This window comes from Ochrobactrum sp. WV_118_8 (genome assembly GCF_039631535.1).
Lineage (GTDB): Bacteria > Pseudomonadota > Alphaproteobacteria > Rhizobiales > Rhizobiaceae > Brucella > Brucella anthropi.
Genome location: NZ_JBDIUZ010000006.1, coordinates 18,121 through 31,902, shown reverse-complemented (window position 1 = coordinate 31,902; position 13,782 = coordinate 18,121). Strand labels below are relative to the sequence as shown.

Genomic DNA, 13,782 nt, shown 5'->3' with positions numbered 1-13,782 from the left:
ACCACCTTATGGGGTCAGGCCAGGTTGCACCGGGCACTTCTTTCTCAAGTCACCCTGTGAGATTACTTGGTAGCAAGGATGTTGAAATTGCGGGCGTTTGCCACAACACCGTCGTCCCATCCGCCTGCGACCAATTCTGAAGCCTTTGCATTAAGGAGCCCGGCGACTTGTCCGGCAAAGTGCGCTTCGCGCCCAGAGCTGTCGGCAAAGATGTCAAAGATGGCGAAGTTGTTCTCGTCAATCTGCAGCGCCGTCCAGAACAAAGTTTTTGGTTCGGTATCTGCAACGATCGGACCAGCGGCGGTCAACAAGGCTGCCAATTCGGGACCTTTACCTGGAGCAGCTTCGAGCTTGATATAAGTTGCGGTTGTTGCCTTGTGGAGGTCAACCGGCGCTTTTACCGAAAGGACATCGGAGTTGTTGATGTTCGCGACAACACCGGCGTCCCATCCTCCGTCGACCAACGCGTCTGCGTTTTGGCTCAAGGCAGCTGCAACTGCTCCTGAGAAGTGAGCGCCCCGTGCTTCTTCGTCTACGAAGATGTCAAAGATTGCGAACGTATCACCGGCTTGCAGAGCAAACCACAGTACAGTGCCCGGCTCTGTTTCTCGCACGATAGGTGCAGCACCAGCCAGAAACTCCGCGAAGGCTACGGTCTGGCCTTCGACGGCGGGCATGGCGATGTAGCTGGCAGTATGATTTTCCATTGGATTGTCCTGTGCAGTTGCAGAAGTTGTGATCAGAGCCAGTGCGACGCATATCGGAAGGATTTGCGTGTTCATGGTCGTCTCCTGACTTGAAGTTCGTCGTGTTTGGTTTCGATGCACTCTTGTCCCATGGCGGATGGGTCGGACTCCAATTTCCAAGTTCTATTTTTTAATAGACATGGACTATGGAAGTTGCTTTGATGGCCTGCGTTGAAATGTGGCGGAGAATGCGGCGATGGAAATGAACCAGGTCAGGTATTTTCTCGCTGTCTGCGAGCACCGAAACTTCACCCACGCAGCCAGTGCCTCCAATGTCTCCCAACCTTCCTTGACGACTGCGATCAAGAAACTTGAAGACGAGCTTGGAGGTGAGCTGTTTGTCAGGGACCGTGCGGGATGCAGGCTTACAGCCCTCGGAAAACTCATGCAGCCAAGGTTGCAGAGGATTTACGATGAGACGCGCCAGGCGAAGGCTGAGGCGGTCCGTTACATTCGTTTGGAGCGGGTTCCAATCTCTGTCGGTGTCGGCGAAACGATTGGCCACAACCTGATTTCGGCAGCTATGGAGCGTACGCGTAAGCGATTACCGCAAGCCGAAATCGAATTGATCGTTGCATCATCCTCCGAGCTTCTTGCCGGGTTGCGAGACGGCAAACTCGACGTTGCAGTCACCGCAGAGAAGGTCAGTGAAGACCTCTATCGCATAGACCGTCTCTATGAAGAGGACTACAAGGTCGTAATGTCAAAGTCGCATCCGTTGTCTGAACAAGATGCGATTTCTCTTTCGGCTCTCGCAAAAACCGACATGCTCGACCGACTAAATTGCGAAATGCGGGACGCTTTGCATGGGACCTGCGCAGATTATGGTCATGAACTCTACGCGGCGTATCGGTCCAACCGCGTGGATTGGTTAGTTGAACTTGCTCGGCAAGGGTCAGGTGCGCTGATCTTGCCGGCCACTGCTATTCCTTCGGACATGGGCCTGGTGTCGAAGCCCATCGAGGGCCTTCAATTATCGAGGACTGTTCTGGCCCTCCGATATCGGCACCAAACGACGAGACCAGAGACAAATGATCTGATCCGTGAGATTATGCGGACGCCGATGTAGTGAGGTCGGCAGTCGACATTCGCCCATGGTGCAGCATGGCACTGTTACCTTAACCTAAGTGTAAACATCAGTTGCGATAACGGGTGATGACCGAACCTCGTTCTTCGCTTTACCGCCGCCATCGTTATCCATCTGAGATTATTGCAGAGGCGGTGTGGTTGTATTTCCGCTTTCCGCTAAGCTTTCGCATGGTTGAAGACATGCTGGCTTATCGTGGCATCTTCGTCACATATAAGACCGTGTACGAATGGGCGGAGAAATTCGCACGTGCTTATGCCAGTAATATCCGTCGCCGCACACCGCGGCTTGGCGATAAATGGCACCTGGATGAATGTGTAATATCTATCAAAAGTGAGCATCACATTCTTTGGCGAGCAGTTGATCAGGATGGTTTTGTTTTGGATGTTCTGGTCCAGAAACGCCGTAATACCAAGGCCGCCAAGCGCTTCATGCGCAAGCTTCTCTCTGCACAGGGCTGTGCACCCCGGATCATGGTCACCGATAAACTACGATCATATGGCGCTGCCAAACGAACGATGGGACTTAGCGTTTGCGATCATCGCCAGCATAAGGGTTTGAACAATCGGGCAGAGAATTCGCATCAGCCGATCCGACGACGAGAGCGGGTTATGAAGCGCTTTAAATTGGCGCGACATGTGCAGAATTTCACGTCGATACATGATCCGATCTACAACCTAAATTATTTCCCCCGAAACCAATTCAATGCCGCCGATCATCGTGAGTTACGACAAGCCGCCACTGACATGTGGCGCGAAATCACGTGCCTGAAATCCGCATGACAGATGCGCCAAAGAATACGTTACGTCTGCACTCTCGTTAAAGTAACAGTGCCCGGGCGCAAACAGGAGCCCCCCGACCATCGCGAGCGCCATGAGGAGATTGGTCTCGGGTCCGACGATCGCTGTCACCGCGATCCAGGCGATCGCGGCCATGAGCCCGAGCAGCAGCGCCGATTGCACGAAATTGAGCAGGCGGTCGCTGGCGGAGGCCGCGGTCATCGCGTCTTGTAGCCTCCGAGTTCGCGCCGGTCCTGATCGCGTACCAGCCAGTGGACAGCGCCGAGCGCAAGCGCCGCGCCCGCGAGTGCGGCAATCTTGGATGATTCCGTCTCGCCGAGGTCCAGGATGATGAACTTGCGCGCGATGGCGAGGAGCGCGATCAGCACGATCGTGCGGACCTGGAGGATCCCGAAGCTGCGTTCGGTCGCAACGAGAAGGGAGCGCTTGAACTCGAGCGCGATCACCACGGTGAAGATCATGCCGAACACCACCTGGAAGGTGGCGTAATCGAGAGGGTCGAATGCCCCCAGAACCAAGCGGTTCACGACTTCGCGCATCAGCGCCCAGACCGACGCCACGACGATCGCCGCAATGATGACGCTGAGGACGAGGATGACAACTTGCTCGAACTTCTCGTAGAGCGTCATCGCCGACCATTGTTCACGGGTCAGCCCAGATCGTTGCAAGTCTTTCATGATTGCCTCTCGAAAGCCGCCCTGGAGAGACAAGCTCCCCGGGGCTTTGCCAGACGGTGCGATATCGCACGGAGCGGAGGGGAGCCGCAAACCGGCGACACCCCATGTGGCATATCAGCCGTTCTTGACCTCGATGCGCTTGACCTTGGCCTGCGCCTCGGGAGTCTGGGGCAGCTTGATCGTCAGAACCCCGTTCTTGAAGGATGCTTGCGCCTTTTCGCCATCCACACCGGGGGGGAGCGGAATTGTCCGGTAGATCGCGCCGTAGCTGCGCTCGGAGAGATAGTATCCCGTCTTCTTCTCCTGGCGCTCGATCTTCTTCTCCCCCTTCACAGTCAACATGTCATCGTTGACCGTTACCTCGATGTCTTTCATCTCCATGCCCGGCAGCTCGATCGACACTTCGATCGCGTCGTCGGTCTCGACCATGTCGGATTTGGCTTCGCCGCTGCCCCAGGGCCATTCGAAATGACCGACCCCATTCCAGAAATTCTCGAACACGTGGTTCATTTCGCGCTGAAGCGTTGCGATCGGGTTGTCTTCGCTGCTTTTGGCGTCTGGCGCGCCGTCCTTGCGCGCCCAGGGAATGAGGTCTTTAATCTGCATGACATGGTCTCCTTAGGTTTTCAGGCGCCCTTGACGGCGATCCTTTTCGGCTGCGCTTCTGGGGCTCGGGGAAGCGTCAAAGTGAGGACGCCTCCACGCATCTCGGCTTCGATCCGGTCGGGGTCGAAGTTCTCGGAAAGCGTGAAGGTACGCTCGAAATCGCCCTCGCCATATTCGGCATAGGCAAGTTCGAGGTTTTCCGGCCGCACCGGGTCAACCTTGCCGCGGATCGTCAACACACGATTTTCGAGCGTGATTTCGACCGCATCGGCAGCGACCCCAGGCATTTCAAGCATCATGGAGACACCCTGATCGGTCTCGACGATATCGGTCAGCGGGCGGTAGATGCGGCCGCCGGCGGCGGTTTCAGGCGCGTCGGTCGGCGTCTTTTCGGCGGCTTGCGTGATGTCGGTGCTCATCGTTCCAGCTCCTCTCAGGCTGCCTTGATTTCGATTTTCTTCGGCTTCGTTTCCTCGGGCCTGGAGATGACGATCCGCAATACGCCGTTCGTCATCCTCGCCTCGACCTTGTCATGCGAGGCCGCGAACGGCAGACGGATTGCGCGTGAGAACCTGCCGTAACCGCGTTCGTTGCGGTGCCAGCGCGCACCTTCGGGAACCTCAGGCGCCTTGCGTTCGCCCGAAAGCGTCAGGGCGTTGTCCTTAACCGAAATTTCAATATCGCCCGGCTCAATGCCAGGGAGTTCGGTAGTAACGGCGACGACTTCCGCACCCTGCCAGACATTCACTGCCGGGAATGCCGCGCGAAACGGCGACCAGAAACCGCGGTCGAGATCGCGCATCATGGAGCGCATCAGCGCAAAGGGATCGCTGCGGCGCAGATATGTCGGGTAGAGCATTGCTGGCCTCCTGTTGCTGATCGATGCCCCCGAACCGTCGGCATGGAGGGACCGGGCAACGGTGCCGGCCGGATGTGGGTTCGGAGACCGCCCATCAAGATAGGCGGTTCCATTTATTATGCAAGCATATATGATGCGTGCATTGCGCTTTGGATGGAGTGCGGTCTATCCTGTGTCTCATGCAACCGGAGGAAGGATACCTATGATCTCTTCGGACATCGCGCTGATCGGGACGACGATCCACCGGGTCGCGCAGCTCATCCAGCAGCGGATCGACCAAGACATCCGCGACAGCGGCCTGACCCGCCTGTCCTGGATGGCGGCGGCGCATGTCGAGGATGCGCCCGGGCTGACCATCGGCGATCTGGCCGACCGACTTGAGGTCGGCCCGGCCACTGCGGGCCAGCTCGTCGATCGCATGGTCCGGGGCGGCTGGGTCGAGCGGTCGCCCTCGCTCGACGACAGGCGGTCGCAGATCGTCACCGCAACGTCGAAGGCCCGGGCGATGCTGGAGGAACTCGCGCCGCGGCAATCGGCGCTCGAACATGAAATCCTGCAGGATCTGTCGGCAGACGAAAGGCGCATCCTGCTGGCGCTGCTCGAGCGGATCAGAGCGCGGCTCGGGCGCCAGTGAAAGGGACAAGCGGCATGGAAAGGAAGACCGAATATAACATCTGGTACTGGGTGGTGGCTTTCATAGCCGTGCTTTTCATCCAGAACCTGATCGCCGGCTGGCAATCCGTCGCACCGATCAGCTACAGCCAGTTCGAGAGCTATCTCGAGGATGGCAGGGTCGCGTCCGTCGCGGTCGGCGCGGACACCATCACCGGCACCTTCACCGACCCCGTCGACGGCAAGAGCCAGTTCGTCACCACGGTCGTGGATCCCGCGATCCTGCAGCGGATCGACCGCTCCGGCGTCGAGATCACGGGCGTTCCTCAGAACACCTTTCTCGGCACGCTGATTTCCTGGGTGGCGCCAGCGCTTGTCTTCTTCGGAATCTGGATGCTGCTGTTCCGTAAGTTCGCCGACAAACAGGGTTTCGGCGGGTTCATGCAGGTCGGCCGCAGCAAGGCCAAGGTTTACATGGAAAAAGAAACCGGCGTCAGCTTCGCCGACGTGGCCGGTGTGGACGAGGCCAAGGCCGAGCTCGAGGAGGTCGTAGAGTTCCTCAGGAACCCCGCCGAATACGGAAAGCTGGGCGCACATATCCCCAAAGGCATATTGCTTGTCGGGCCGCCGGGCACCGGCAAGACGCTTCTAGCGCGCGCAGTGGCAGGCGAGGCCGGCGTGACCTTCTTTTCGATCTCGGGCTCCGAGTTCGTCGAGATGTTCGTGGGCGTCGGTGCCGCGCGGGTGCGCGACCTCTTCGAGCAGGCTCGGAAATCCGCGCCGGCGATCATCTTCATCGACGAACTCGACGCTCTCGGGCGGGCGCGCTCCTCCGGCCAGATCGCTGGCGGCCACGATGAGCGTGAGCAGACGCTGAACCAGCTTCTGACCGAGCTCGACGGCTTCGACCCTTCGGTGGGCATCGTGCTCCTGGCCGCCACCAACCGACCAGAGATCCTCGACCCCGCGCTGCTGCGTGCGGGACGCTTCGACCGGCAGGTGCTGGTGGATCGGCCGGATAAGAAGGGACGTGTGCAGATTCTCGGCGTTCACATGAAAAAGGTGAAGCTCGCCCCGGACGTCGATGCCGAGAAGGTCGCAGCGCTTACTCCCGGCTTTTCCGGGGCGGACCTCGCCAATCTCGTCAACGAGGCAGCATTGCTCGCCACGCGCCGCAAGGCTGATGCGGTGACGATGGACGACTTCAACAATGCCGTCGAGCGCATCATCGCAGGGTTGGAAAAGAAGAACCGCGTGCTCAATCCGCGCGAACGCGAGATCGTGGCGCACCACGAGATGGGGCACGCGCTGGTCGCGATGGCTCTGCCGGGGGTGGATCCGGTGCACAAGGTCTCGATCATACCGCGCGGCATCGGCGCGCTCGGCTACACCATCCAGCGGCCGACCGAGGACCGCTTCCTGATGACCCGCGACGAGCTGGAGAACAAGATCGCCGTGCTGCTGGGCGGGCGCGCGGCCGAGAAGATCGTCTACGACCACCTCTCGACCGGGGCGGCGGACGATCTGGTCAAGGCCACCGATATCGCCCGCGCCATGGTCGCGCGGTACGGGATGGACGAAGACCTCGGGCATGTCAGCTACGACACCGATCGGCCAGGCTTTCTCGGCACCGGTGACCAGTCGTCGTGGCTGAACCGCCGCTACGGCGAGGCCACTGCCGAGCGGATGGACGCGAAGGTGCGCGACATCGTGGATGGCGTGTTCAAGCGCACCCTCTCGCTTCTCGAAGCCAACCGGGCGCTGCTCGAGCAATCGGCGCAGGATCTCCTGCAACGGGAGACACTGGACGAGCCCGATCTGGTGGCAATTGGGGCCAAGGTGAAAAGAACGGAAGCGGTCGCTGCGTGACACCGTCACTGACGCAGATGATCGGCGGACAACCCTGACTGGATAAAGAAACGGAGAGGAAAAATGGCAAACGGAGCTTGCGATATTTGCGGTCGCCCGGCGACGGCGCGCGTGCGCGCCTCGGTGAACGGCAAAGTTCAGAACATGGAGCTGTGCGATCAGCACTACCGCGAAATGGTGCGCCGGTCGGGCCGCAGCGCATCGCCGCTGGAGTCCCTGTTCGGACGACATTCCCTTTTTGACGAATTCTTCGGCGATAGCGGGTTCGGCAGCCTGTTCAGCGACAGCCCGCTGCGGGGTGGCGCACTGGGCGCCACGGGCGCGGGTGAGGACGACGTCGTGGATGCCACCTTCGGGGAGGAAGCGCCGCGCCGCGGATCGCGGCGCGGCGGCGGACGCACCATCGCCGATCGGCTGAGCGAACAGGGCAACAAACTATTGCAGGATGCCGCACAGAAGGCTGGAGAATTCGGGCGCAGCGAGGTCGATACCGAACATCTGCTTCTGGCACTGACCTCGTCCGACGTCGTCAAAACGATCCTGGAACAGTTCAAGGTCGATGTGGACGACCTGCGGCGCCAGGTTGAGAAGGAAGCGAAGCGTGGAGAGGCCAGGACGGAGGGCGAAATCGGCGTCAGTCCTCGCCTGAAGGACGCGCTGAACCGGGCCTTCATCGCCTCGAACGAACTCGGCCATTCCTATGTCGGTCCCGAGCACCTGCTGATCGGCCTTGCCGAGGAAGGTGAAGGCCTGGCCGCGTCGATCCTGCGCAAATACGGATTGACGCCGCAGGCGCTGCGCCAGCAGGTGACCAAGGTCGTGGGCAAGGGTGCCGAGGAGGGCCGCGTGGAGGCGCCTTCCAGCACGCCCGATCTCGACCAGTTCAGCCGTGACCTGACGAAGCTCGCCCGCGAGGGCAAGCTCGACCCCGTCATCGGCCGCGCCCGCGAGATCGAGACGACGATCGAAGTGCTCGCCCGCCGGAAAAAGAACAACCCGGTGCTGATCGGCGAGCCCGGCGTGGGCAAGACCGCCATCGTCGAGGGACTTGCACAACGGATCGTCGCGGGCGAAGTGCCCGAGGCGCTGCGCGACAAGCGGCTGGTCGAGCTCAACATCAACTCGATGGTGGCCGGGTCGAAGTATCGCGGCGAGTTCGAGGAGCGAGTCCAGAAGATCCTCAAGGAGATCACCGAGGAGAAGGACAGCCTGATCCTGTTCATCGACGAGATCCACACCATCGTCGGCGCCGGCCAGGGCGGTGGCGAAGGTGGTCTCGACATCGCCAACACCTTCAAGCCGGCGCTGGCGCGGGGCGAGCTGAACCTGATCGGTGCGACGACGCTCAACGAGTACCAGAAATACATCGAGAAGGACGCGGCGCTCGAGCGACGGTTCCAGCCGGTTTATGTCGAGGAACCCACGGTAGCTCAGGTCATCATGATCCTGCGCGGCCTGCGCGACACGCTGGAGGCGCACCACAAGGTGACGATCACCGACGAGGCCATCGTCGCGGCGGCCGAGCTTTCTGATCGCTACATCACTGGCCGCTTCATGCCCGACAAGGCGATCGACCTGATCGATCAGGCAGCCGCTCGGGTGAAGATCAGCGCCACGGCGCGCCCTGTGGACGTCCAGGAGCTGGAGGCCGAAGCCGCGCAGATCAAGCGCGAGCAGGACTATGCCGCAGCCCGCAAGCAATTCGACCGGGCAGCGGAACTGAAGAAGGAACTCGAGCAGAAGCAGAAGGAGCTTGACGAGCTTCTGGAGATCTGGAAGCGCGACCAGGCTTCGGCGACCGCCGAGGTGCGCGCCGATCATGTCGCGCAGATCGTCTCCAAGATCACCGGTGTTCCGGTCACGGAGCTGACCGCCGAGGAGAAGGACAAGCTCCTCAAGCTCGAGGAGAAGCTGCACGAGCGCGTCATCGGCCAGGAAGAAGCGATCCGCGCCGTGGCCGATGCGGTGCGCCTTGCGCGTGCGGGTCTGCGCGAAGGTTCCGGTCCGACCGCGACCTTCCTGTTCCTCGGACCGACCGGGGTTGGCAAGACGGAACTGGCCAAGACGCTCGCCGAGGTGATCTTCGGCGATCAGGACGCGATGATCCGTATCGACATGTCGGAATATGGAGAGCGTCACGCGGTGGCACGGCTCGTCGGCGCGCCTCCGGGCTACGTCGGCTATGACGAGGGGGGGCAGCTGACCGAAAAGGTCCGCCGCCGGCCCTATTCGGTGGTGCTGCTCGACGAGATTGAGAAGGCACACCCGGATGTCTACAACATCCTGTTGCAGGTATTCGACGACGGCCGCCTGACCGACGGCAAGGGCCGCGTGGTGGACTTCACCAACACCATCATCATCGCAACCTCGAACCTCGGTTCGGACATCATCCAGCGCAACCTCACGAAACGCGGCAGCAGGGAGTTCGACGAGGCCAAGCAGAAATCCGAACTGATGGAGGTGTTGCGCGGTCATTTCCGGCCAGAGTTCATCAATCGGATCGACGAGATCATCGTCTTTCATTCGCTGAACCAGTCGGAGATCCGCCAGATCGTCGAGTTGCAGCTCAACCGGGTGAAGCGGACCGCCCTTACCCAGGGTGTCGAACTCGAATTCGATGTGAGCGTCGTGGATCACTTCGGCTCGGTCGGCTTCCGTCCCGAATTCGGCGCCCGCGAGCTGCGCCGGCTGATCCGGTCGGAGTTGGAGACCGAGTTGGCTCGCGAAATGCTCTCGGGGCGGATCGAGGATGGGGACAAGGTCCGCGTCGCTTGGTCAGCGGACGAACAGAAGGTCGTGTTCGAAAAGATCGCAAAGCAAACCGGTGACGACAGCCCGGACGATCAGGCCGAGGCCGGGATCGACGAGTCCAGCGAAGTTGCCGAAAACAAGGCGGACGCTCCGACGCCCGATGTCCCGGTCGACGCCAAGGATAAGGAGCAGTCTAAGGACGATAAGTCTACCGGGTGACGTCGTGAAGGACTGGCCGGCGCGACGACGGTCGCGCCGGGCCATTTCGTCGGAGGGTTACAGGAAGGATCCACGGCATGAAAGTCATCAGAGCATTTCGCAATCTTGACCGGCACGGGCAACAGCGCGCGCCTGAAGTTATCGAGGAAGAGGTGCGACAACTTGAACCGCATCTTGTACGTTTCCGCGACGGGCTGGTCAGGCTTGAGATCGTTGCCTCGCAGACGAACGGGAAGAAGCGCATCCACGTCAGCTTGCGCCTGCAACTGCCCTCAGGGGTGATCGCGGCGCAGGAAGATGGATTCGAGATCGAACCTGTTCTACGCAAGGCTTTCGCCGATCTACGCCGCCGTGTCGATCGCAAGGTCGCGCTCCTGAAAGGCGAGCCGCAGTGGAAGCGCCCCGCACGTCGCGCCCGGATCAAAGCGCTGCTGCCGCCCGCACGGGACAGAGCCGAGGCCGAACGGCGCACGCTCTATTTTGGCCTTATCGAAAATAATCTCGATGCGGTCTACGACACCGTGAGGCGCGAGCTGATCTATTTGGAAGCCAACGGGTCGGTTCGCGAAGGCCTTCTCAATGTCGGCGATCTGGTTGATACGACGATTCTGAAAGGCCTCGAGCGGTTCGAGCAGCGGCCCGCAAAGTTTTCGACCGGCGACTGGCTGACGCGGCTGGCCTTCGAGACCATCGACGCTTCAGCACGGGAGGCCAGCCATGCTCTGCCCGACAGCGCCGCCTCTCTCGACGCCGCGCCCGAGGCCCCGGCGCAAGATCCGACTGAGGCCGACCAGGAGATGTTCGAGTTTTATCAGCCCGATGATGTCCCACGTCTGGAAGACCTTGTGGCCGACAGCTCCGCCGCCGATCCTGAGGCCGAAGCGGCGCGGCGCGAAGAGGCACTGGCGCTACACCGGGCCATCGCGGCGCTGCCGTCGCTCTGGCGCAGGGTGCTGCTGCGGCTCGAACTGGAGAAAGACACGGCGGAGAACGTCTCCCACATCCTCGGCATTCCGGAAGAAGACGTCCGACGTGTTGCCGAATCTGCACGCGCGCAAATTCGTGAGAAGATGCATGCGTCCGGATACCCGGCTGACATCGCCGGGACGGTCAGAGAGCCGTCGCGCATTCCGCAGCCGCTCCAGCACCGGGATCGGATCGAGAGGGGTCTCCTGGGCGACGTGAAGGGAGAAGCGTCATGACGCGCGGACATAATCGTCCTCCCCTGCAACCGAAGATGCCGGGGATCGACATGAGGTCCTGGGACGTGCCGACGGTTATCATCAACCGGCCGGCGCGCTCGGTAGTGAGTGTAGAAAATGCCGTCGCAACTCGGCTCGAGAAAACTTCTCAAATTTCAAGGAGGAACAGAAGAAATGAACACTGACGCGAAACGAAGTGTGCATGGCCGCGCGGATTTTCTTTGCAGCCTCTCCGAGAACTGGTGGGCATTCGTGCTGCGCGGCGTTCTCGCGCTTTTGATTGCAGTGCTGGCATTCATCATGCCGGCAGAGTCGCTCCTTGCTTTGACGCTCGTCTTCGGCGCATTCTCTTTTGCCGACGGTGTGTTCGGACTAATTGCCGCCGTACGGCACCTCCGCAAGGGCGAACGTTGGGGCTGGCTGATGTTCAGCGGCATCCTTGGAATTGCGACCGGTGTCGTTGTGGCGGTCTCGCCCTTCGTCGCCACACTGGTACTGGCCACCTTCCTCTGGGCGAGCATCGCTTTCTGGTCAGCGTTCTCCGGCATCTTCGAAATCGTCGCTGCGATCCGACTGCGCAAGGAAATCAAAGGCGAAATCTGGCTCATTCTCAGCGGTCTTCTCTCCGTTGCCCTGAGCGTAGCGGTAATCTGGCTGTTGCTCAGCCGCCCGGTCGAGACCTTTCTTGCGCTTGGTTGGCTTCTCGGTTTCTACGCTGCCTTCTTCGGCGTGACGATGGTGTTGCTCGGCCTCCGGCTTCGCAAGGCTCGTAGATCCGATGGCCCCATCTCCGGTGACATGATGAACAAACCCAGTGAAGCGTGAGCGTGGCGACCGAACACGACCGATCCGTTGGCGACGAAGACGATGATCTCACTCGTTGGGATGAAACGATCTTCGAGCGATGTTTGCGCGTCGGCTTCAATCCCTTCGGGTCCGGGCCGACGCCTGTTTTCTTGCGGCACATGCCAATAGAAGTGACGGCGGCGCACAATCTCCCGAATCAACCTACGGGAGATTGCAGAGATGAATGATGGCAGTCCCTCTAACATCAGCAAACAATTTGTACATAGGCGTTCCATGTATAGAGCTCACGACCTGGCTTATATGCTTTTCTCCATCGCCCTTGTGGGAGCAGGATATCTCGCTTTTCGCGAGATGTTCGTCGAGAGCGAACCTGTACCGTTCGCCCGGGAAGTAGTGCTGGTGTTTCTCGGAGCAGTTGCGACAATCTATCTGACAGCTGCTTTGCTCAACAGGCAAACTGAGCTGGAGCTCCGCAAGGAAGGACAGGTCATCATCCTGCAGCAGAAAAATGATATTTACATGGCCTGCATCGAGACGGTCGCCCAGATCGTGGAAGTCGCTCTGCACAACGACGACCTGATCAATGAATTGCGCGTCCTCAGCCACAAGTTGGCAGTATTGGGTAGTGCTGACGTCATCGCCTCTTTCGAGAATGTCCTTGACACCCTCATTTCGGGTCTGCGGGACGGAAAACTGAATTCAGAAGACGGATCAAATATCATGAAAGCTGTCGCAGAAATGACCTCTGCTATGCGCAGAGATATTCTCGAAGAGATTGCTGCCGGGAACGTGCGTACAACGCGCGAAGCCATTCTTCGAAACTCGAACCGTATGCAACATCTCGACCGGATTGAACACGGTGGTTCCGAAAGGGAACTACATCAAAAGGAGAACACCAATGCGCGGACATAATCGGCCTCCGTTTCTACCGAAGGTGCCGGGGACCAACATGTGGTCGTGGGACGTTCCCACGGCCATTATCTACCGGCCGGCGCGCTCTGTGATGACCTCCGCACCCCGGCCGAACCACTGGATCCTCGAGTTTGAACCATCACGGGCGCTTCGGATTGAACCGCTGATGGGCTATACGTCCAGCGACGATCCCTATCGCCCGATACGGCTTCGATTTCCTGATCGGCAAAGCGCGATCGCCTTTGCAGAGCATAACGATTGGACCTACATTGTTCGCGAAGAGGCGCCGGGACGTGCGCAAAATAGTCGCTGGCGGGGGGCCGAGAGACATAAGCTCTATAAGGGCGCTGACGCACCGGGGGCGTTTCGTATCGACGCTCGGCAGAGGCCGGGAAGGTCGGGCCACAGCCTGAAACCGGCAGTGGAACGAGACGGCGCAGTGGACCTGGCCGCACCCGAGCACACAGAGCTCGATCCCGTGCTCGAAGCGAGCCTCGAGTCCTTCCCCGCATCCGATCCGCCGGCATGGACAGGTGTTACCGTGGCGGCGAAGAAACCGTGACTCGAACTTTAAACTGAAGCAGGCACGGAGCACTTGTTTCCCTATCTCGACACCGTCGCGCGGAGATATCCTC

General features: G+C 60.1%; 15 protein-coding genes. 9 read left to right on the top strand and 6 right to left on the bottom strand.

What is annotated here, in order from left to right:
- Positions 1-62: 62 nt before the first annotated feature.
- Positions 63-782, bottom strand: coding sequence for a putative quinol monooxygenase (locus ABDF71_RS25900; protein ID WP_250132284.1), 720 nt, complete (start codon positions 780-782; stop codon positions 63-65).
- Positions 783-942: 160 nt separating this feature from the next.
- On the opposite strand from ABDF71_RS25900, the gene ABDF71_RS25895 reads away from it, so the two are divergent.
- Positions 943-1,815 (top strand): LysR family transcriptional regulator, encoded by an 873-nt coding sequence (locus ABDF71_RS25895; RefSeq protein WP_100651693.1) that lies wholly within the window; start codon positions 943-945, stop codon positions 1,813-1,815.
- 86 nt (positions 1,816-1,901) lie between these two features.
- Positions 1,902-2,615 carry an IS6 family transposase gene (locus ABDF71_RS25890; protein WP_213507482.1) on the top strand — a complete coding sequence of 238 codons (714 nt, stop codon included), beginning with the start codon at positions 1,902-1,904 and terminating at the stop codon, positions 2,613-2,615.
- Here ABDF71_RS25890 and ABDF71_RS25885 read toward each other — a convergent pair.
- The 5 genes from ABDF71_RS25885 to ABDF71_RS25865 all read right to left on the bottom strand — a co-directional run bounded on the left by ABDF71_RS25885 (position 2,559) and on the right by ABDF71_RS25865 (position 4,775).
- Positions 2,559-2,834, bottom strand: coding sequence for a hypothetical protein (locus ABDF71_RS25885; RefSeq protein ID WP_259030578.1), 276 nt, complete (start codon positions 2,832-2,834; stop codon positions 2,559-2,561). The genes ABDF71_RS25890 and ABDF71_RS25885 overlap by 57 nt on opposite strands.
- Positions 2,831-3,310, bottom strand: coding sequence for a phosphate-starvation-inducible PsiE family protein (locus ABDF71_RS25880; RefSeq protein ID WP_258125292.1), 480 nt, complete (start codon positions 3,308-3,310; stop codon positions 2,831-2,833). Before ABDF71_RS25880 ends, ABDF71_RS25885 begins: the two co-directional genes overlap by 4 nt.
- A gap of 114 nt (positions 3,311-3,424) precedes the next feature.
- On the bottom strand, positions 3,425-3,916 hold the full coding sequence (locus ABDF71_RS25875) for an Hsp20/alpha crystallin family protein (RefSeq protein ID WP_258125293.1): 492 nt from the start codon (positions 3,914-3,916) through the stop codon (positions 3,425-3,427).
- A gap of 20 nt (positions 3,917-3,936) precedes the next feature.
- Positions 3,937-4,335 (bottom strand): Hsp20/alpha crystallin family protein, encoded by a 399-nt coding sequence (locus tag ABDF71_RS25870; protein ID WP_258125294.1) that lies wholly within the window; start codon positions 4,333-4,335, stop codon positions 3,937-3,939.
- Positions 4,336-4,349: 14 nt separating this feature from the next.
- Positions 4,350-4,775: an Hsp20/alpha crystallin family protein gene (locus tag ABDF71_RS25865; protein ID WP_258125295.1), complete on the bottom strand. Its 426-nt coding sequence runs from the start codon at positions 4,773-4,775 to the stop codon at positions 4,350-4,352.
- A 202-nt stretch (positions 4,776-4,977) separates the two neighbouring features.
- Between ABDF71_RS25865 and ABDF71_RS25860 the strand changes: the two genes are divergently transcribed.
- From ABDF71_RS25860 to ABDF71_RS25830, 7 genes are all read left to right on the top strand, one after another.
- A complete protein-coding gene (locus ABDF71_RS25860; RefSeq protein WP_013651409.1) occupies positions 4,978-5,409 on the top strand; it encodes a MarR family winged helix-turn-helix transcriptional regulator in 432 nt (143 codons plus the stop codon).
- A 14-nt stretch (positions 5,410-5,423) separates the two neighbouring features.
- Entirely contained in the window at positions 5,424-7,256 is a 1,833-nt protein-coding gene (ftsH, locus tag ABDF71_RS25855; RefSeq protein ID WP_213507467.1) for an ATP-dependent zinc metalloprotease FtsH, read from the top strand.
- A 63-nt stretch (positions 7,257-7,319) separates the two neighbouring features.
- Entirely contained in the window at positions 7,320-10,226 is a 2,907-nt protein-coding gene (locus ABDF71_RS25850; protein ID WP_100649066.1) for an ATP-dependent Clp protease ATP-binding subunit, read from the top strand.
- A gap of 77 nt (positions 10,227-10,303) precedes the next feature.
- Positions 10,304-11,428 carry an RNA polymerase sigma factor gene (locus ABDF71_RS25845; RefSeq protein WP_258125296.1) on the top strand — a complete coding sequence of 375 codons (1,125 nt, stop codon included), beginning with the start codon at positions 10,304-10,306 and terminating at the stop codon, positions 11,426-11,428.
- Between the two features lie 174 nt (positions 11,429-11,602).
- Positions 11,603-12,253: an HdeD family acid-resistance protein gene (locus ABDF71_RS25840; protein WP_144897395.1), complete on the top strand. Its 651-nt coding sequence runs from the start codon at positions 11,603-11,605 to the stop codon at positions 12,251-12,253.
- A 201-nt stretch (positions 12,254-12,454) separates the two neighbouring features.
- Positions 12,455-13,147: a hypothetical protein gene (locus ABDF71_RS25835; protein WP_258125297.1), complete on the top strand. Its 693-nt coding sequence runs from the start codon at positions 12,455-12,457 to the stop codon at positions 13,145-13,147.
- Complete coding sequence (locus tag ABDF71_RS25830) at positions 13,134-13,709, top strand: NADH dehydrogenase ubiquinone Fe-S protein 4 (RefSeq protein ID WP_500061994.1); 576 nt, start codon at positions 13,134-13,136, stop codon at positions 13,707-13,709. The genes ABDF71_RS25835 and ABDF71_RS25830 overlap by 14 nt, the downstream gene beginning before the upstream one ends.
- Positions 13,710-13,782 lie beyond the last annotated feature (73 nt).

Bases quoted from the DNA above. Each gene is read 5' to 3' on its own strand.
- ABDF71_RS25900 (WP_250132284.1), bottom strand. From the start codon at position 782: ATGAACACGCAAATCCTTCCGATATGCGTCGCACTGGCTCTGATCACA.
- ABDF71_RS25895 (WP_100651693.1), top strand. From the start codon at position 943: ATGGAAATGAACCAGGTCAGGTATTTTCTCGCTGTCTGCGAGCACCGA.
- ABDF71_RS25890 (WP_213507482.1), top strand. From the start codon at position 1,902: ATGACCGAACCTCGTTCTTCGCTTTACCGCCGCCATCGTTATCCATCT.
- ABDF71_RS25885 (WP_259030578.1), bottom strand. From the start codon at position 2,834: ATGACCGCGGCCTCCGCCAGCGACCGCCTGCTCAATTTCGTGCAATCG.
- ABDF71_RS25880 (WP_258125292.1), bottom strand. From the start codon at position 3,310: ATGAAAGACTTGCAACGATCTGGGCTGACCCGTGAACAATGGTCGGCG.
- ABDF71_RS25875 (WP_258125293.1), bottom strand. From the start codon at position 3,916: ATGCAGATTAAAGACCTCATTCCCTGGGCGCGCAAGGACGGCGCGCCA.
- ABDF71_RS25870 (WP_258125294.1), bottom strand. From the start codon at position 4,335: ATGAGCACCGACATCACGCAAGCCGCCGAAAAGACGCCGACCGACGCG.
- ABDF71_RS25865 (WP_258125295.1), bottom strand. From the start codon at position 4,775: ATGCTCTACCCGACATATCTGCGCCGCAGCGATCCCTTTGCGCTGATG.
- ABDF71_RS25860 (WP_013651409.1), top strand. From the start codon at position 4,978: ATGATCTCTTCGGACATCGCGCTGATCGGGACGACGATCCACCGGGTC.
- ftsH (WP_213507467.1), top strand. From the start codon at position 5,424: ATGGAAAGGAAGACCGAATATAACATCTGGTACTGGGTGGTGGCTTTC.
- ABDF71_RS25850 (WP_100649066.1), top strand. From the start codon at position 7,320: ATGGCAAACGGAGCTTGCGATATTTGCGGTCGCCCGGCGACGGCGCGC.
- ABDF71_RS25845 (WP_258125296.1), top strand. From the start codon at position 10,304: ATGAAAGTCATCAGAGCATTTCGCAATCTTGACCGGCACGGGCAACAG.
- ABDF71_RS25840 (WP_144897395.1), top strand. From the start codon at position 11,603: ATGAACACTGACGCGAAACGAAGTGTGCATGGCCGCGCGGATTTTCTT.
- ABDF71_RS25835 (WP_258125297.1), top strand. From the start codon at position 12,455: ATGAATGATGGCAGTCCCTCTAACATCAGCAAACAATTTGTACATAGG.
- ABDF71_RS25830 (WP_500061994.1), top strand. From the start codon at position 13,134: ATGCGCGGACATAATCGGCCTCCGTTTCTACCGAAGGTGCCGGGGACC.